This window comes from Streptomyces sp. NBC_00203, assembly GCF_045206325.1.
In the GTDB taxonomy this organism is placed as follows: Bacteria; Actinomycetota; Actinomycetes; order Streptomycetales; family Streptomycetaceae; genus Streptomyces; species Streptomyces lutosisoli.
On record NZ_CP108126.1, the window covers coordinates 2,975,027 to 2,991,410 of the forward strand.

General features: G+C 67.1%; 12 protein-coding genes and 1 pseudogene. 9 read left to right on the plus strand and 4 right to left on the minus strand.

Annotated features, from left to right (window positions below; genetic code table 11):
* Positions 1 to 40: 40 nt before the first annotated feature.
* The 6 genes and pseudogenes from OG975_RS13605 to OG975_RS13630 all read left to right on the plus strand — a co-directional run bounded on the left by OG975_RS13605 (position 41) and on the right by OG975_RS13630 (position 7,666).
* A complete protein-coding gene (locus OG975_RS13605; protein ID WP_406329358.1) occupies positions 41 to 481 on the plus strand; it encodes a VOC family protein in 441 nt (146 codons plus the stop codon).
* Between the two features lie 108 nt (positions 482 to 589).
* Positions 590 to 1,477, plus strand: coding sequence for an alkaline phosphatase family protein (locus OG975_RS13610; protein WP_406329359.1), 888 nt, complete (start codon positions 590 to 592; stop codon positions 1,475 to 1,477).
* A gap of 1 nt (position 1,478) precedes the next feature.
* A pseudogene (locus tag OG975_RS13615) lies at positions 1,479 to 2,844 on the plus strand (MFS transporter).
* Positions 2,841 to 3,863 carry a TolB family protein gene (locus OG975_RS13620; protein ID WP_406329360.1) on the plus strand — a complete coding sequence of 341 codons (1,023 nt, stop codon included), beginning with the start codon at positions 2,841 to 2,843 and terminating at the stop codon, positions 3,861 to 3,863. The pseudogene OG975_RS13615 and the gene OG975_RS13620 overlap by 4 nt, the downstream one beginning before the upstream one ends.
* 95 nt (positions 3,864 to 3,958) lie before the next feature.
* A complete protein-coding gene (locus OG975_RS13625) occupies positions 3,959 to 7,045 on the plus strand; it encodes an ATP-binding protein (protein ID WP_406329361.1) in 3,087 nt (1,028 codons plus the stop codon).
* A 15-nt stretch (positions 7,046 to 7,060) separates the two neighbouring features.
* Positions 7,061 to 7,666: an SLATT domain-containing protein gene (locus OG975_RS13630; protein ID WP_406329362.1), complete on the plus strand. Its 606-nt coding sequence runs from the start codon at positions 7,061 to 7,063 to the stop codon at positions 7,664 to 7,666.
* A 97-nt stretch (positions 7,667 to 7,763) separates the two neighbouring features.
* Here OG975_RS13630 and glnA read toward each other — a convergent pair whose 3' ends face one another.
* Positions 7,764 to 9,125 (minus strand): type I glutamate--ammonia ligase, encoded by a 1,362-nt coding sequence (glnA, locus tag OG975_RS13635; protein ID WP_327428204.1) that lies wholly within the window; start codon positions 9,123 to 9,125, stop codon positions 7,764 to 7,766.
* Positions 9,126 to 9,453: 328 nt separating this feature from the next.
* On the opposite strand from glnA, the gene OG975_RS13640 reads away from it, so the two are divergent.
* The gene (locus OG975_RS13640; RefSeq protein ID WP_406329363.1) at positions 9,454 to 10,119 is read left to right on the plus strand and encodes a DUF3105 domain-containing protein; all 666 of its coding nucleotides are present in this window, start codon (positions 9,454 to 9,456) and stop codon (positions 10,117 to 10,119) included.
* Positions 10,116 to 10,742 carry a DUF305 domain-containing protein gene (locus OG975_RS13645; protein ID WP_406329365.1) on the plus strand — a complete coding sequence of 209 codons (627 nt, stop codon included), beginning with the start codon at positions 10,116 to 10,118 and terminating at the stop codon, positions 10,740 to 10,742. Before OG975_RS13640 ends, OG975_RS13645 begins: the two co-directional genes overlap by 4 nt.
* A 148-nt stretch (positions 10,743 to 10,890) precedes the next feature.
* Here OG975_RS13645 and OG975_RS13650 read toward each other — a convergent pair whose 3' ends face one another.
* Complete coding sequence (locus OG975_RS13650) at positions 10,891 to 11,526, minus strand: hypothetical protein (RefSeq protein ID WP_406329366.1); 636 nt, start codon at positions 11,524 to 11,526, stop codon at positions 10,891 to 10,893.
* The gene (locus tag OG975_RS13655; protein WP_406329367.1) at positions 11,523 to 12,041 is read right to left on the minus strand and encodes a SigE family RNA polymerase sigma factor; all 519 of its coding nucleotides are present in this window, start codon (positions 12,039 to 12,041) and stop codon (positions 11,523 to 11,525) included. The genes OG975_RS13650 and OG975_RS13655 overlap by 4 nt, the downstream gene beginning before the upstream one ends.
* Positions 12,042 to 12,367: 326 nt before the next feature.
* On the opposite strand from OG975_RS13655, the gene OG975_RS13660 reads away from it, so the two are divergent.
* Positions 12,368 to 14,269 (plus strand): protease pro-enzyme activation domain-containing protein, encoded by a 1,902-nt coding sequence (locus OG975_RS13660; RefSeq protein ID WP_406329368.1) that lies wholly within the window; start codon positions 12,368 to 12,370, stop codon positions 14,267 to 14,269.
* Between the two features lie 353 nt (positions 14,270 to 14,622).
* Here OG975_RS13660 and OG975_RS13665 read toward each other — a convergent pair whose 3' ends face one another.
* Positions 14,623 to 16,377, minus strand: coding sequence for an NAD+ synthase (locus OG975_RS13665; protein WP_406329369.1), 1,755 nt, complete (start codon positions 16,375 to 16,377; stop codon positions 14,623 to 14,625).
* Positions 16,378 to 16,384: the final 7 nt, after the last annotated feature.

The window sequence follows — 16,384 nt, forward strand, 5'->3', positions numbered from 1 at the left end:
GTGGTGGGAGCCATGAGCCGTACGACAAAGGAGTCACGCCATGGACATGACCCTCGAAGTGATTCTGCTGCCGGTCTCCGACGTGGACCGGGCGAAGGAGTTCTACCGGGACAAGGTCGGCTTTCACGTCGACCTGGACGGTGATGTGATGGAGGGGGTGCGGATCGTGCAGCTGACGCCGCCCGGGTCCGGGTGTTCCATCGCGCTCGTCGACGGGCTCCAGATCCCGACGGGGACGCCGCGGCCCGGGACGTACCACGGGATGCAGCTGTGCGTCGCGGACGCCAAGGCGGCGTACGAGGAGCTCACGGCGCGCGGCCTGGAGGTCAGCGAGCCGCAGGCGTTCTCGCCGCAGGACGGGGCCACGTTCATGTACTTCAAGGACCCGGACGGGAACGGTTGGGCGATTCAGGAGTACCGGCAGCGGGCGACGCGGCCGCTGCACCAGTTGCTGACCGAGCTGGCGGCCCAGCGGCAGTAGTTCACCCGCTCTTCATCCCTCCGGTTGGGGGACGTGGGCCGAGGGAATGTTGGCGTGTGCATGCTCTGTCCGCACCGCCACCGTCACTCCCCCCACCGGAGGTCTGAAGTGTCCGGCAGAAACGTGTACCGCCGCAGTCGTGCCGTCATCGCGTCGGCCCTCGCCTTCACCGCAGCCGCGGTCGGGGTGTGGACCGGGTTCGGCGGCTCGTCCCCGGCACACGCCGCGGCCGCGGTCCCCACCCCGGACCACGTCGTCGTCGTGGTCTTCGAGAACCACGCGTACAGCCAGGTGATCGGCTCCTCCAGCGCCCCGTACATCAACTCGCTCAAGACCGGCGGGGCCAACCTCTCCCAGTCGTACGCCGAGACGCACCCGAGCCAGCCCAACTACTTCGCCCTGTTCTCCGGCGCCACGCAGGGGATCACGGACGACAGCTGCTACACGCCCGGCTTCTCCTCCGCCCCGAACCTCGCCTCCGAGCTGATAGCCGCGGGCAAGACCTGGGCGAGCTACAACGAGACGCTGCCCAGCCAGGGTTCGACGACGTGCAGCAGCGGCAACTACGCGCGTAAGCACAACCCGTGGTTCGGCTTCAGCAACGTACCGACGTCGACCGCGAAGACCTTCACCCAGTTCCCGACGGACTACTCGACGCTCCCGCAGGTCTCCTTCGTGGTCCCCAACCTGTGCAGCGACATGCACGACTGCTCGGTGTCGACGGGTGACACCTGGCTGAACAACAACCTCAGCGCCTACGCGACCTGGGCCAAGACCCACAACAGCCTGCTCGTCGTCACCTTCGACGAGGACAACCGGCTCAGCGGCAACCGCATCCCGATGGTGCTGTACGGCCAGCAGGTGACGGCCGGGTCCTCGTCCACCACCACCTACAACCACTACGACCTGCTGCGCACGCTGGAGGACATGCACGGCCTCACGCACGCGGGCAACGCGGCTTCCGGCAAGGACATCACGGGTATCTGGACGTCCTGACATGTACGTAGCGGACAGCCGCGCCAGTACTCCGGACACTCCGGGCACTCCAGCGACGGCGGCGTCCGCGGAAGGCGCCGTCCGGCCCCGTGCCGGGCGGCGCCGTGCCGCGGTCGCGCCCACGGTGCTGGCGCTCGGCACGGTCAGTCTGATCACCGACGTCTCCTCGGAGATGGTGACGGCGGTGCTGCCCCTGTACCTGGTGACCGGCCTCGGCCTGTCCCCGCTGGGCTTCGGGCTCCTCGACGGGATCTACAACGGCTTCTCGGCGCTGGTGCGGCTGGTCGGCGGGCATCTCGCGGACCGGGGCGGCGGCCGCCACAAGTGGGTCGCCGGCTTCGGCTACGGCCTGTCGGCGGTGTGCAAGCCGTTGTTGCTGCTGGCGCACTCCTTGACCCCCATCGGGCTGATCCTGGCGGCGGACCGCACGGGCAAGGGCCTGCGCACGGCCCCGCGCGACGCGCTGATCTCGCTGTCGAGCACCCCGCAGACCCGCGGCCGTGCCTTCGGCGTGCACCGGGCCATGGACACGGCGGGCGCGCTGTTCGGCCCCCTCGTGGCCTTCCTGATCCTCCGGGCCACGGTCGACGGCTACGACGCGGTGTTCATGGTGAGCTTCTGCGTGGCCGTGGTGGGCGTGCTGGTGCTGGTGCTGTTCGTGCCGGGCAGAACAGCGGGCGCACCCGTCACAGCGGGAGCACCCGTCACCACAGATACTCCCGTCACCACGGACGCACCCGTCACCACGGATGCCCCCCGCCCCACCCTCCGCGCCGCCCTCGCCCTCCTCCGTCGCCCCGCCCTGCGCCGGCTCACCGTCTGCGCCCTCCTCCTGGGCCTGGCGACGGTCAGCGACTCCTTCGTCTATCTCCTGCTCCAGCGGCGCCTGGGCGTACCCGACCGCTGGTTCGCACTGCTGCCGCTCGGTACGGCGGCGGCGTTCCTCCTGCTGGCCGTTCCACTGGGCCGGCTCGCGGACCGGATCGGGAGGTGGCGGGTGTTCCTGGCCGGCCACGGCGCCCTGCTCCTCGCGTACGCCCTCCTGCTCACGTCCTGGCACGGGACGGCACTGCCGTACGCCGTCCTGGTCCTGCACGGCGGCTTCTACGCGGCGACGGACGGTGTGCTGATGGCCGCGGCCTCGGACAGCGTGCCCGAGGAGCTGCGCTCGTCGGGGCTCGCGCTGGTCCAGACGGGTCAGGCGCTGGCCCGTTTCGTGTGCTCGCTCGGTTTCGGCGCGGCCTGGACGGCGTGGGGCGACCGTACGGCGCTCACGGCGTCGACCGTGGCACTCGCCGCCTGCGCAGGGTTCTCACTGCTATCGCTCCCACCTCCGCCCCACCCCGTCAGAAGGCCTCGCAGCATGACTCTCCGTACCCGCATCCTGGTCCTCATCTCGGCGCTCGTCGTCCTGGCGGGCGTGGCCACGGCGTCGGTGCTGCACGCCTCGGCCCGCGCGGACCGCAGGAACCAGACCCAGCCGGGCGGCCCGAAGATCACCGCGGGCACCGTCGCACTGACCGGCGACCAGAGCCGCATGGTCTTCCGCAACATGGCGTGGGGCCCGCACCGCGACGAGCTGACGACGGTCCCGGCGTCCGACCCGTCGGGCCCGCGCACGGCCTCCAAGGTCAAGTGCCTGCGTTTCTACGCGGCTTCGGGCACGGGTGTGTGCCTCCAGGCGGTGCACGGCGCGGTCCAGGACACCTACCGGGCCATCATCCTCGACGCACACCTCCACGAGACGGCCCGCTACGACGTCCCCGGCATCCCGTCCCGCGCCCGCGTCTCGCCCAGCGGCCGGTACGCCGCGTGGACGGCCTTCGTGGGCGGTGACTCGTACGCGGGGACGAACTTCTCGACCCGCGCGGCGATCGTGGACACCCGGACGGGGAAACTGACACCGTCCCTGGAGGCGTATCGCGTCGTGAAGGACGGCAGGACGTACCACGCGGCGGACGAGAACTTCTGGGGCGTCACGTTCGCGAGCGACGACCGCACCTTCTACGCGACGCTGGCGACCAAGGGCAAGACGTATCTGATCCGCGGCGACCTCCGCACCCGCACGGTCACCACCCTCCACACGAACGTCGAATGCCCGTCCCTCTCCCCCGACGGCACCCGCATCGCCTTCAAGAAGCGCGTGAAGGGCCTCCCCAAGGACGCCCCCTGGCACCTGTACGTCCTCGACCTGCACACGATGCGCGAAACCCCCCTCGCCGAACCCCGCAGCGTCGACGACCAGGCCGTCTGGCGCGACGACCACACCATCGTCTACGCCCTCCCCGGCGACTACGGAGCCGACCTGTACACCGTCCCGTCCGACGGCACGGGAAAGCCGCGGCGCATCAGCAGCGCGGCTGTGTCTCCCGCGTATGTGCGCTGAAACGAGTACGTCCGGTTTCAAGGATTCAAGGACACGACCGACCGTGACGGATATCATCGTCACCCGTCACAGTCGGTGATCACCAGGGGGGCTTCGTGGTCAGTCCAGAGCTGCCGAGTGCGGCCGAGCGGAATGCCGCACGCGCCGCGGATTTTGAGGCATTCGGCGGTATTAACCTCGTCCATGTCCGACGCCAGTTATCGAGCCTTCTGGAGCTCATCGGCACGGGCGGAATATTCGACGAGTACACCAAGCATGACATCCGGCACATCGACGGGATGCTGAATTCGCTCGACTGGATCATCCCGCAGGAAACCAAAGAGATCATGACCACCGGCGACTGGCTGCTGACGGTGCTCGGAATCTACTTCCACGATCTCGGCATGCTGGTCACCAAGGACGAATATCGGGCGCGTCAGCATTCGGGCTTCGAGCGGTTCAAGCAGGAAGTCCTCATCACGGACAACGACGACGGAAAAGAGTACGCGGCTCGTCTGGCGGAACTCGAATCCAACGACGTCGACATCGAGCGGCTCCAGTATCAGGAATTCGTCCGCTATCACCACGCCAGGCGTATCAAGAAGTGGATCACCGGAGAAGCCGATCAGGAGTTCGGGGATTCCGGGGCCGCTCGGACGCTCGTCACGGAAATCGTCGAGAAGCTGGGCGACACCTTCAGGGATGACCTCGCCATGGTGTGCGAGAGCCATCACCTCGACGACCTCTACGACACGGAAAAATATCCCGTGTCCAATCCGTACGGCTTGCACTCGGAAGAATGCGCCAACGTGCAGTACGCGGCCGTCCTGCTGCGGACCGCCGACTTGCTGCACATCACGAAGGACCGCACCCCGTCCATCGCCTACCGCATGATCACCCCCTCCGACCCGGTGAGCCAGTTCGAGTGGGCCAAGCAGGCATCCGTACGCAACGTTCGCGACAAGGTCGCGATCGACGGCGATGGAAAAGCAGATCCCGCTGCGCCCAGGAACACCGTGGAAGTCTACGCGGACTTCACGAACGGCGACGCCTTCTTCGGCCTCACCTCGTACCTCTCCTATGCCGAGCAACAGCTGATCGAGAGCAGAAAATGGATTCTCGAGTCCAACGAACGGCTTGCGTCGCCGCATAAATTCCCCTGGCGTTCCATCGACACGAAGAAGGTCAAGGCCAAGGGGTTCCTTCCCGAGCAGTTCCACTTCTCCCTCGACGACAAGAAGGTCCTCGACCTCCTCACCGGGCACACCCTCTACAGCGACTCGCGCGTGGTTCTTCGTGAACTGCTGCAGAACTCGATCGATGCGGTGCGGCTCCAGCACGGGACGGACTCCGCCACAAACGGACACGTCTGGGTGAAGTGGGATTCAAATTCCCGGGTGATGGAGGTCGGGGACAACGGAACGGGAATGACCCAGAGCATCATCGTCAACAACCTCCTCAAAGCCGGATCCAGCAGGTATCAGGAGCCCGATTTCAAGAAGGAGCATCCTGATTTCACCCCCATCAGTCGGTTCGGCATCGGCGTGATGTCGACTTTTATGATTGCCGACAAAGTGGAGGTCCTGACATCGCATCCGGTCGAGGAGAAGTCACGACACCTTTCCCTCCGCTCGGCACACGGCAAATATCTCGTCAGGCTGCTGGACAAGCATGAGCTCCCCGACGAGATCAAGGAGCACGGAACGATTGTGCGTCTCCATGTCCGCCCGAGTGTCGAGGCGGACACGATCATCTCGGCCGCGCACAGCTGGATCGTCGTTCCGAACTGCAAGGTCTCCACGTATGTCGATGACAACGAGCCCGAACACATCGGACACGTCGATCTCAAGTCGGCGCTCACTCATGCCCTGATAGACAACGACGCCACCAGGGCAGAAGAGTTCGCCGCCGGAAGGATCAAGGTCGAAGAGAAAACACTCGACGGCGTCTCGATGGCTTATGCGCTGGAGTGGGACGACTACTTCAAACACTGGGGCTTCATGAGGCTGCCGAATCTGACGTTCATCAGCCTGGACGAGGACTTCGAGGACAATCAGCCGTTCTATGCTGTCGGCACGTGCGTGGAGGGAATTCGAGTAGAGACCACTTCGCCAGGATTCCGGGACGAGGACGGAATCTGGGCGTGTATCAATGCCTTCGGGAAGAGCGCTCCCCGTACGGATGTGGCACGCCGGACACTGGAGGCGACCGAAGAGAGACAAGCGCTGATCGCCAAGGCATACGAGTTGTACTGCGCTCACGTATCCTCTGAAATCGACGCACTTGAAAGCGAACGCGACCAGTCGATGACATACGCGGTGCAGGAGGCGGGCTTCCTGGCCACAGCCCTGCACTCCAGCCGGAGCGCATCGTCACCGGCCCTGCTTTTTGAGTCCCTCAAGGATCTGCCGCTCTTCCTGGGTGAAGATCAGAGCGAGGAAAGAAAGAAGTACACAGCCCGGGAACTGGATCAGTTCACCGCACTGCATATCCGTGAGAGCAATGTCTCGCACTATGCGGAGTTCCTGTTGCGGGACATTCCACAGGCGACTTCCAAGATTGCCCTCCTTGAGGTTCTGGGACAACCCGCACAACCTATTGAGACCAACGAGCTCATGCTCTGCAGCGCACTGACATCGAGCGATATCGCAAACGAGTTGATCTGGTCCTCCTGGCAGGTGGCCAGCTTGTACGGCAATCTGGACCGCCGTCTCTTCGACGTGAAACTGATCCAGGGAGTCACTGGCAACTGGTCGCCGATTTTTGTCCCGCCCAAGTACAATACTGAGCTTCGCAAGTTCGAAGATCGCAGAACGCCCACCGCTCTCAGCCGCATCCCGATTTCCGGGGTGGAGAGCGGAGGGTTCCCGGACGAAATCGTCGGAGTGGTTCTCAGCAGGAGAATGCATCTGCTGCCCAACCACCCCTGGGTTCAGATGGTCGACTCGTACCGGGACGAGGAAGGAAAACTCGATCCCTTCGACAGGCGTCTGATCTGCCTGTCCTGGTTGATCACACAGGCCTGGTCCAATGGCTCGTTCGGCAAGTTCGCCAGCGGTCGCGCTTTCCAGGAACAGGTCAAGAACATGGTCAGGAGCGCCCTCTTCTCCGATTTCGATGCGGATCTGTTCCAGGAGATCTTGCGGGCGAGCAGCGACAAGAAGCTGATGGACACGCGTTTCTGGAACCGGGCCAACGACTGACCAAGGTGAAGTGGAGTGCTCGCGGTGACCGTCAGCAAACAGTCCATTGACAACCTGGAGTCGCGGGCCGCACCGACCGTGGCGCCCGACGAGGACATCAGATCAGTTGCGGCAAAGATTTACCACTGGATCGAAACAGACGCCATAAATACCATCGACTGGTATTTTCGAGAAAAGACGTCGAAGGCACGGTGGTCGCGCGTTCTGCGGTTCTCCTCCGTCACGCTCGTGACGCTCGGCACCGTCTTCCCAGTGGTGGCAGTCGGTATGCACTGGACGGAGAACTCGATCTGGGGATACGGCCTCATCGGACTGGGTGCCGGGTGTCTCGCGCTGGACAAGGTGTTCGGATTCTCCTCGTCCTGGACCCGCTATCTGACAACGGCCACAGCACTGCGACGCTCGCTCACCGCCTTCCAGATCGAATGGGCGAAGGTGCAGGCCGCGTCGGATACCACCGACGAGCAGTCCCTCAAGGAGGCCTACTTCACCCTGGCTTCCCGTTTCGTCGACACCACGGCGGATCTCGTGGAACGAGAGACCCTGAGCTGGGTGACGGAGTTCCAGAACAGCCTCCTTCAGCTGGAGACGGAAGCAGCGCAGAGTCGGTCGGCCCGCTGAGGCGGTGAAACGCCGTAGGGCCGACGGTCCGCGACCGTCGGCCCTACGTGGCGTATCCGCGGGGTACCCCCCGCGCTGACCTGTCCCTGCCCCGTGCCTACAGCACCGGCAGGTTCTTCCGCAGCTCGAAGGCGGTGACCTCGCTGCGGTACTCCTCCCACTCCTGCTTCTTGTTGCGCAGGAAGAAGTCGAAGACGTGCTCGCCGAGAGTCTCGGCCACGAGTTCGCTGCGCTGCATCAGGACCAGGGCCTCGCCGAGGTTCTGCGGGAGGGGCTCGATGCCCATGGCGCGGCGCTCGGCGTCGGAGAGGGCCCAGACGTCGTCGTCGGCGCCGGGCGGGAGCTCGTAGCCCTCTTCGATGCCCTTGAGGCCGGCGGCCAGCAGCAGCGCATACGCCAGGTACGGGTTCGCGCCCGAGTCGATGGAGCGGACCTCGACGCGTGCTGAGCCCGTCTTGCCGGGCTTGTACATCGGGACGCGGACGAGGGCGGAGCGGTTGTTGTGGCCCCAGCAGATGTACGAGGGGGCCTCGCCGCCGGCGCCCGCGGTGCGCTCCGAGCCGCCCCAGATGCGCTTGTAGGAGTTGACCCACTGGTTGGTGACGGCGGAGATCTCCGCGGCGTGCTTCAGCAGGCCGGCGATGAAGGAGCGGCCGACCTTGGAGAGCTGGTATTCCGAGCCGGACTCGTAGAACGCGTTGCGGTCGCCCTCGAAGAGGGAGAGGTGCGTGTGCATGCCGCTGCCCGGGTACTCCGAGAACGGCTTCGGCATGAAGGTGGCCTGGACGCCCTGCTCCAGCGCGACCTGCTTCATGATCAGCCGGAAGGTCATGATGTTGTCGGCCGTGGAGAGCGCGTCGGCGTAGCGCAGGTCGATCTCCTGCTGGCCGGGGGCGCCCTCGTGGTGGCTGAACTCGACCGAGATGCCCATCGACTCCAGCATCGTGATGGCCTGGCGCCGGAAGTCCTGGCCGACGTTCTGCGGGGTGTGGTCGAAGTAGCCGGAGTTGTCGGCGGGGGTGGGCCGCGAGCCGTCCAGCGGCTTGTTCTTCAGCAGGAAGAACTCGATCTCCGGGTGGGTGTAGAAGGTGAAGCCCAGGTCGGAGGTCTTCGCCAGGGCGCGCTTGAGGACATAGCGCGGGTCCGCGAAGGACGGGGAACCGTCCGGCATGAGGATGTCGCAGAACATCCGGGCCGTGCCGGGGGCCTCCGCACGCCAGGGCAGGACCTGGAACGTCGACGGATCCGGCTTGGCGATCATGTCGGACTCGTACACACGAGCGAATCCCTCGATCGCCGAGCCGTCGAAGCCGATGCCCTCATCGAAGGCCTGTTCCAGTTCGGCCGGGGCCACGGCCACCGACTTGAGGAAGCCGAGCACGTCCGTGAACCACAGGCGTACGAACCGGATGTCCCGCTCCTCCAGTGTCCGGAGCACGAACTCCTGCTGCTTGTCCATCTTCCGCTTCCACCCATCCTTGCTGGTCAGGCCGCCTGCTCCCACGCCTCGGGGACGGTCGGGGCACCTGAGCATCCCACCACAACACCATTTCATGCGCGTTGCGGACCTTGATCGCCCGGGCGACCACGGGCTGAACGCCTCGCGTACGGCAGGTGTCCTGCTCTGACGCCCATCTTGCCTGCTCGGGCGCCCTTGCGTAATGGCCGCCCCTCGAAGTCTCTCCTCACCGACATTTCGGCGACCACCCTGCATACCCCGCCCCCGTTCACACTACGATCAGTTCACCCGTCCGTCCCGTCCGCCCCACCCCCATAAAGGACTCGCCATGGGTTCCGCGAAGAACAAGACCAGCAACGCCTCACGCAAGGCGCGCATAGAAGAGCTGCGCCGCGCCGAGCAGGCCCGTGAGCGCCGTAACCGGATCCTCACGATCACCGCCAGCGTGGTCGTCGTCGCCGGTCTCGTCGCCGGCGGTGTCGTCCTCGTCAAGTCGCAGTCCAACAAGAACGACACGGCGAGCGACTCGAAGGCGTCGGGGCACTTCGTCACGGGCTCGGACGGCGTGAAGACCTGGAAGGGCACGCTGTCGCGCAACCACGTCACCAAGACGGTGAAGTACCCGATGGAGCCCCCGGTCGGCGGTGACCACAACCAGGTGTGGATGAACTGCAACGGCGACGTCTACGCCAAGGCGGTCAACAACATGAACGCCGTGCACTCGCTGGAGCACGGCGCGGTCTGGGTGACGTACAACAGCAAGGCCTCGGACGCCGACGTGAAGGCACTCGCGGCGAAGGTCAAGAAGACCCCCTACACGCTGATGAGCCCCGTCGAGGACCAGAAGGACCCGATCATGCTCAGCGCCTGGGGCAAGCAGCGCACGGTGACGAGCGCGACCGACCCGAACGTGGACAAGTTCTTCGCGTCGTACGTCCAGGGCAAGCAGACGCCCGAGCCGGGCGCCGCCTGCACCAACGGTCTGTCCCAGTGAGGCATGTCGGGTGGATCGCGGGGGCCGCGGCGGCCGTGCTCGTCGCGGCCGGGGCGATCACCTACGCGGTCGCCGAGGACGGCGGCGGTTCGGGCACCACGACACCGTCCGCCGACTCCGCCGACGCGGGCTTCGCGCGGGACATGGCGGTCCACCACCAGCAGGCCGTCGAGATGTCGTACATCGTGCGCGACCGCACCAAGGACGTGGAGGTACGGCGTCTCGCGTACGACATCGCACAGACGCAGGCCAACCAGCGCGGCATGCTGCTCGGCTGGCTCGACCTGTGGGATCTGCCGAAGGTGTCCTCGGACGCGCCGATGACCTGGATGGGCATGGGTGACATGGCCTCCGGCAAGGACGGCTCGCTGATGCCGGGTATGGCGACGAACACCGAGATGAAGAAGCTCAACACGCTGAGCGGCAAGCAGGCCGAGATCTTCTACCTCCAGCTGATGACCGACCATCACAAGGGCGGCATCCACATGGCCGAGGGCTGCGTCGAGAAGTGCACGGTCGGCGTCGAGAAGAAGCTCGCGCAGGGCATGGTCGACGCGCAGCAGTCGGAGATCAAGCTGATGGCCGACATGCTCAAGGAGCGGGGCGCGAAGGCCCGCGACTAGGGCCGGTCGTGGCCGGACGGTGAGAACGAGGCGGTGCGTGGGACGGGTCCGGGGCAGTGCCCCGGACCCGTCCGCCCCCCCTCCGCCGCCTGATGGTCAATGGCGGTCCGGCCGCCCGATGGTCAACCGTGATCCGGTCGCCTGACGGTCAACTCCGCCAATCCGTACCGCACTTCAGCGCGACATCCGTCGGCACGAGGCGCTCCACCGAACCCGGGCGGCCGTCGGTGACGGCGAGCTGGGCCTTGTCCAGGTAGCCGATGAAGAGCTGGGTGTGGGCGGGCATGGCCGCGGGGTCGTAGATGAAGACGACGGTGTCGTCGTCCCGCCGCTCCCGCTGCACGACGTCCTCGACGCCGGCTCCCGAGCCGTGTTCGTCGACCTGGGTGTGGTCGTCCGGCCCCTTGCAGAACACCCCGGTCTTCACCAGGACGGGGAACCCCGCCTTGCGCAGGGCCTTCTGCAGCCCCGCCGGGTCCTTGAAGTACTGCTCCTTGGTCCAGGTCACCGCGACCGTGCCGTCCGTCCGCTTGGCGACGGTGAAGGCGGCCGCTTCCGTGCCCCCGGACGGCGGCGCGGTCGAGGGGTGGCCGATGCCCGGTACGCCGAGCGCGAGCCCCGCGATCGCCGTGACACCCACGGCCGCCACGGCCACGCGCCTGCGTCGCCGCCGGACCGCGCGCCCCCCGGCCACGATCCGCTCGACCGGCACCTCCATGGTGACGTCGTCGAGCGATCCCTTCAGTGCGTCCAGTACGTCCATGTCGTCGTCGATTCCGTTCACGATCCTGCCTCCGGGATGTTGAGGGTGACGAGGTGGCCGCGCAGTGTCGCGACGGCCCGCGCGAGATGGGCGGTGACGGTTCCCGGGGCGATCCCGAGCGTCTTCGCCGTGGTCGCGGTGTCGAGGTCGAGGAAGACCCGCAGGGCGATCACCTCCCGCTGCCGACGCGGTAGTTCACGCAGTACGGCCAGCAGCGCGGGGTCGAGTCCGGACCCTCCGGACTCTGCGCACTCCGCGGGCTCCGCGGACCCGGCGTCCCGGCCGTCGTGGTCGCCGAGCGCGACCTCGTACCGACGCCGACGCCACCACGAGATACGGGTGTTGAGCGCCGTCCGTACGATCCAGGCGCGCGGGGCGGGATGGCGTCGCACCCGGGGCCAGGTCGCCCAGGCCCGGGCGAACGCCTCGGCCACGAGGTCCTCCGCCAGCTGCCGGTCGCCCACCGAGGCGAGGACCGCCCGCAGGCAGACGTCCCGGCCGCACCGGTAGAACTCTTCGAACTCCAGCTGCTTCACACCCCCTATACGCCGTGGGGTCGCGATGCGCTTACAGACCAGAGGCGTCCCTTGACAAGTGGATAGGGATAACCCTCGACCCGGTCCCGGGATCCCTTCCATACCACCCCAAATGACCGCCAAACACAGGCACTTGAGGTTTCCTTGACCTTTTCCATCCCCTGGCATGAACGGTTCATCGCCAGAGTGACCCCCAGCGTGATCGATCCCCTGTGTCCTCATCCGGCACACGGACCCGCAGATCACGGTCGACCACATATGCGACGAACCACATCGCAGGGGGTTTTATGAGATCCAATCGCGCCACTGCGCGCGCCGGGGTGAGCATGGCAGCGACACTGCCGCTGCTTGCCGGCGCGCTGGCGCTCGGCATACCCGCGGCCCATGCCGCGGACGGCCCGAGCCGGGCCACCCTCGCGGGCACCAAGCCCGCGTGGGCGACGGCCAAGGCTGACAAGGGAGCCACGTCCGACAACTCCCAGGTCTCCGCCCGGGTCTACCTCGCCGGCCGGGACGCCTCCGGTCTGGCCGCGTACGCCAAGGCCGTGTCCGACCCGAACTCGGCGTCGTACGGGAAGTACTTGAGCGCCAGGAAGACGCAGCAGCGCTTCGGCGCCACGAAGGCCCAGGTCGCCGCGGTGACCTCGTGGCTGAAGTCGGCCGGCCTGAAGGTCACCGGCACCACGCAGCACTACGTCTCCGTCACCGGTGACGTCGCCGCCGCCGAGAAGGCGTTCGGCACCCAGCTGCACAACTACACCAAGGGCAACAAGACCTACCGGGCGCCGTCGAAGACGGCCTCCGCGCCGGCCGCCCTGAACGGCGCCGTCCTGACCGTCACCGGTCTGGACAACGCCCCGCACAAGGCGACGCACAGCGACACCCTGCCGGGTCCGGACGCGGTGTTCAAGAACTCCGGGCCGTTCTCGTCGTACTACGGCTCGAACACCGCGAGCACCCTGCCGGACGCGTACGGCTCGAAGATCCCGTACGCCGTCAAGGGCTACACGGGCAAGCAGCTGCGCGCCGCCTACGGTGCGGGCACTCGCACCGGCAAGAACGTCCGCGTCGCCATCACCGACGCGTACGCCTCGCCGACCATCGCCTTCGACGCGCAGACCTACGCGGGCAAGCACGGTGACGCGGCGTACACCAGCGGCCAGCTGCGCCAGGTGCTGCCGAAGAACTACACGAAGACCGAGGAGTGCGGAGCGGCCGGCTGGTACGGCGAGGAGACCCTCGACGTCGAGGCCGTGCACGCGGTCGCGCCGGGCGCGAGCATCACGTACGTGGGTGCCGCCTCCTGCTACGACGACGATCTGCTCGACTCGCTCAACAAGATCGTCGACGGGCACCTGGCCGACATCGTCTCCAACTCGTGGGGCGACATCGAGGCCAACGAGACGCCTGACGTCGCGGCCGCCTACGACCAGGTCTTCCAGTTCGGCGCGGTCGAGGGCATCGGCTTCTACTTCTCCTCCGGCGACAACGGCGACGAGGTCGCCAACACCGGTACGAAGCAGGTCGACACCCCGGCCAACTCGGCGTGGGTGACGGCGGTCGGCGGTACCTCGCTGGCGGTCGGCAAGAACGACAAGTACCTGTTCGAGACCGGCTGGGGCACCGAGAAGGCCTCGCTGTCGGCCGATGGCAAGAGCTGGACCAACTTCCCCGGCGCGTACACCTCGGGTGCGGGTGGCGGCACGAGCAAGACCGTGGCGGAGCCCTTCTACCAGAAGGCTGTCGTCCCGAACGCGCTCGCCACGGCGAACAGCGCCGGCGGTAACCGGGTCGTCCCGGACATCTCGGCCATCGCCGACCCCAACACCGGTTTCAAGGTCGGCCAGACGCAGACCTTCCCGGACGGGTCGGAGCAGTACAGCGAGTACCGGATCGGTGGCACCTCGCTCGCCGCGCCGGTGATCGCGGCCGTTCAGGCGCTCGCCCAGGAGGCGCGTGGCGGTAAGGCGATCGGCTTCGCCAACCCCGCCATCTACGCCAAGTACGGCTCGAAGGCGTACCACGACGTCACGGACAACCCCACGGGGTCCGGGCTCGCCGTGGCGCGTGTCGACTTCGCGAACGGTTACGACGCCACGGACGGGCTGCTCACTTCCGTCCGGAGCCTCGGCAAGGACAGCTCCTTGCAGGCCGTGAAGGGCTACGACGACGTCACCGGTGTGGGTTCCCCCGCCCCGGGCTACGTCGAATCATTCAGCCGCCGCTGACGCCCCATCACGATGGGTACGCCCGCTCCCCCTTTGCTGGTTGGGGGGGCGGGCGTAGGTGTGTTTCGCCCCCGCCGCCCCTACCCGTCCCATCCCGTTCCTGGGGGCTGCGCCCCCAGACCCCCGCTAAAAGATTGCGCCGTTCCCCGCGCCCCTGAAAGACGGGGGTAGTTCGTCGGCTGCGGGGCGGTGGGGGTTGCTCGCGCAGTTCCCCGCGCCCCTGAAGGCGCGGGGCTTCGCCCCGCGATCCCCCGCCCGCCCCGGGGTCTTTTAGGGGCGCGGGGAACTGCGCAATCTTTTGCGCCAGCCCCCACCCACCCGCAGACGACACACAACCCCACGGCCAGGTCGAGCTACGCGTGCTCGCGCCAGCGGTTGGTGATGGGGAGGCGGCGGTCCTTGCCGAAGCCCTTGGCGGAGATCTTGGTGCCCGGCGGGTACTGGCGCCGCTTGTACTCCGCTGTGTCGACCATGCGGAGGGTCTTCACGACCAGATCGCGGTCGAACCCGGCCGTGACGATCGCGTCGGCACCCTGGTCCCGGTCGACATACAGCTCCAGAATCCCGTCCAGCACCGGATAGTCCGGCAACGAGTCCGTGTCGACCTGGTCGGGACGAAGCTCCGCACTCGGCGGCTTGACGATGGAGTTCTCGGGAATCGGCGGGGTCTGGCCACGCTCCGCCGCCGCCCGGTTCCGCCACTCCGCCAACCGGAAGATCGACGTCTTGTACACGTCCTTGATGGGCCCGTACGCCCCCACCGAGTCGCCGTACAGCGTCGAGTAACCCACTGCCAGCTCCGACTTGTTGCCGGGCGCCAGCACGATGTGCCCCTCCTGGTTGGAGATGGCCATCAGCATCGTGCCGCGCAGACGGGACTGGAGGTTCTCCTCGGCCAGCCCCGTCAGCCCCAGGGACGACATATACGCATCGAACATCGGCTCGATCGGCACGGTCCGGAAGTTCAGCCCGGTCCGCCGCGCCAGCTCCGCCGCGTCACCCTTCGAGTGGTCGGAGGAGTACTTCGACGGCATCGACACGCCGTACACGTTCTGCGCGCCCAGCGCATCGCACGCGAGGGCCGCCACCAGCGCCGAGTCGATACCGCCCGACAGTCCGATGAGCACGGAACGGAAACCATTCTTCGCCGCGTACGCCCGCAGCCCGACCACCAACGCCGAGTAGACCTCCTCGTCGTCGTCGAGCCGCTCCGCGTACCCCCCGGCCAGCTCCGCCTCGTACGCGGGCAACGGCTCCTCGGACAGCACGAGCCGCTCGATGCGCAGCCCGTCGTCCACCACACCCGTCACCGGGTCGGCGGCCGCCGCCGGAAGATCCAGGTCCAGTACGACGCATCCCTCCGCGAACTGCGGCGCCCGCGCGACGACTTCACCGTCCCGGTCGACGACGATCGAGTCCCCGTCGAAGACGAGCTCGTCCTGCCCGCCGATCATGGCGAGGTACGCGGTGGTGCAGCCCGCCTCCTGGGCCCGCTTGCGGACCAGCTCCAGGCGCGTGTCGTCCTTGTCGCGCTCGTACGGGGAGGCGTTGATGGAAAGCAGCAGGCCGGCCCCGGCGGAGCGGGCGGCCGGTACGCGGCCGCCGTCCTGCCAGAGGTCCTCGCAGATGGCGAGAGCCACGTCGATGCCGTGCACGCGCACGACCGGCATGGTGTCGCCGGGCACGAAGTAGCGGAACTCGTCGAACACGCCGTAGTTCGGGAGGTGGTGCTTGGCGAACGTCAGCACTACCTGGCCCCGGTGCAGCACGGCGGCGGCGTTCTGCGGGGCGCCGGCCGGCTGCCCGTACTTCGGCTGCGCCGTCTCGGACCGGTCGAGGTAGCCGACGATCACCGGCAGCTCCCCGAAACCCTCGTCGGCGAGCCTGGCCGCCAGCGAGCGCAGCCCGGCGCGGGAGGCCTCGACGAAGGACGGCCGCAGGGCGAGGTCCTCGACGGGATACCCGGTCAGCACCATCTCGGGGAACGCCACCAGATGCGCTCCCTGCTCGGCGGAGTGCCGGGTCCAACGGACGATCGCCTCGGCGTTGCCGGCGAGATCGCCGACGGTCGAGTCGATCTGATTCAGGGCGAGGCGTAGTTGAGGCACGGGCCCA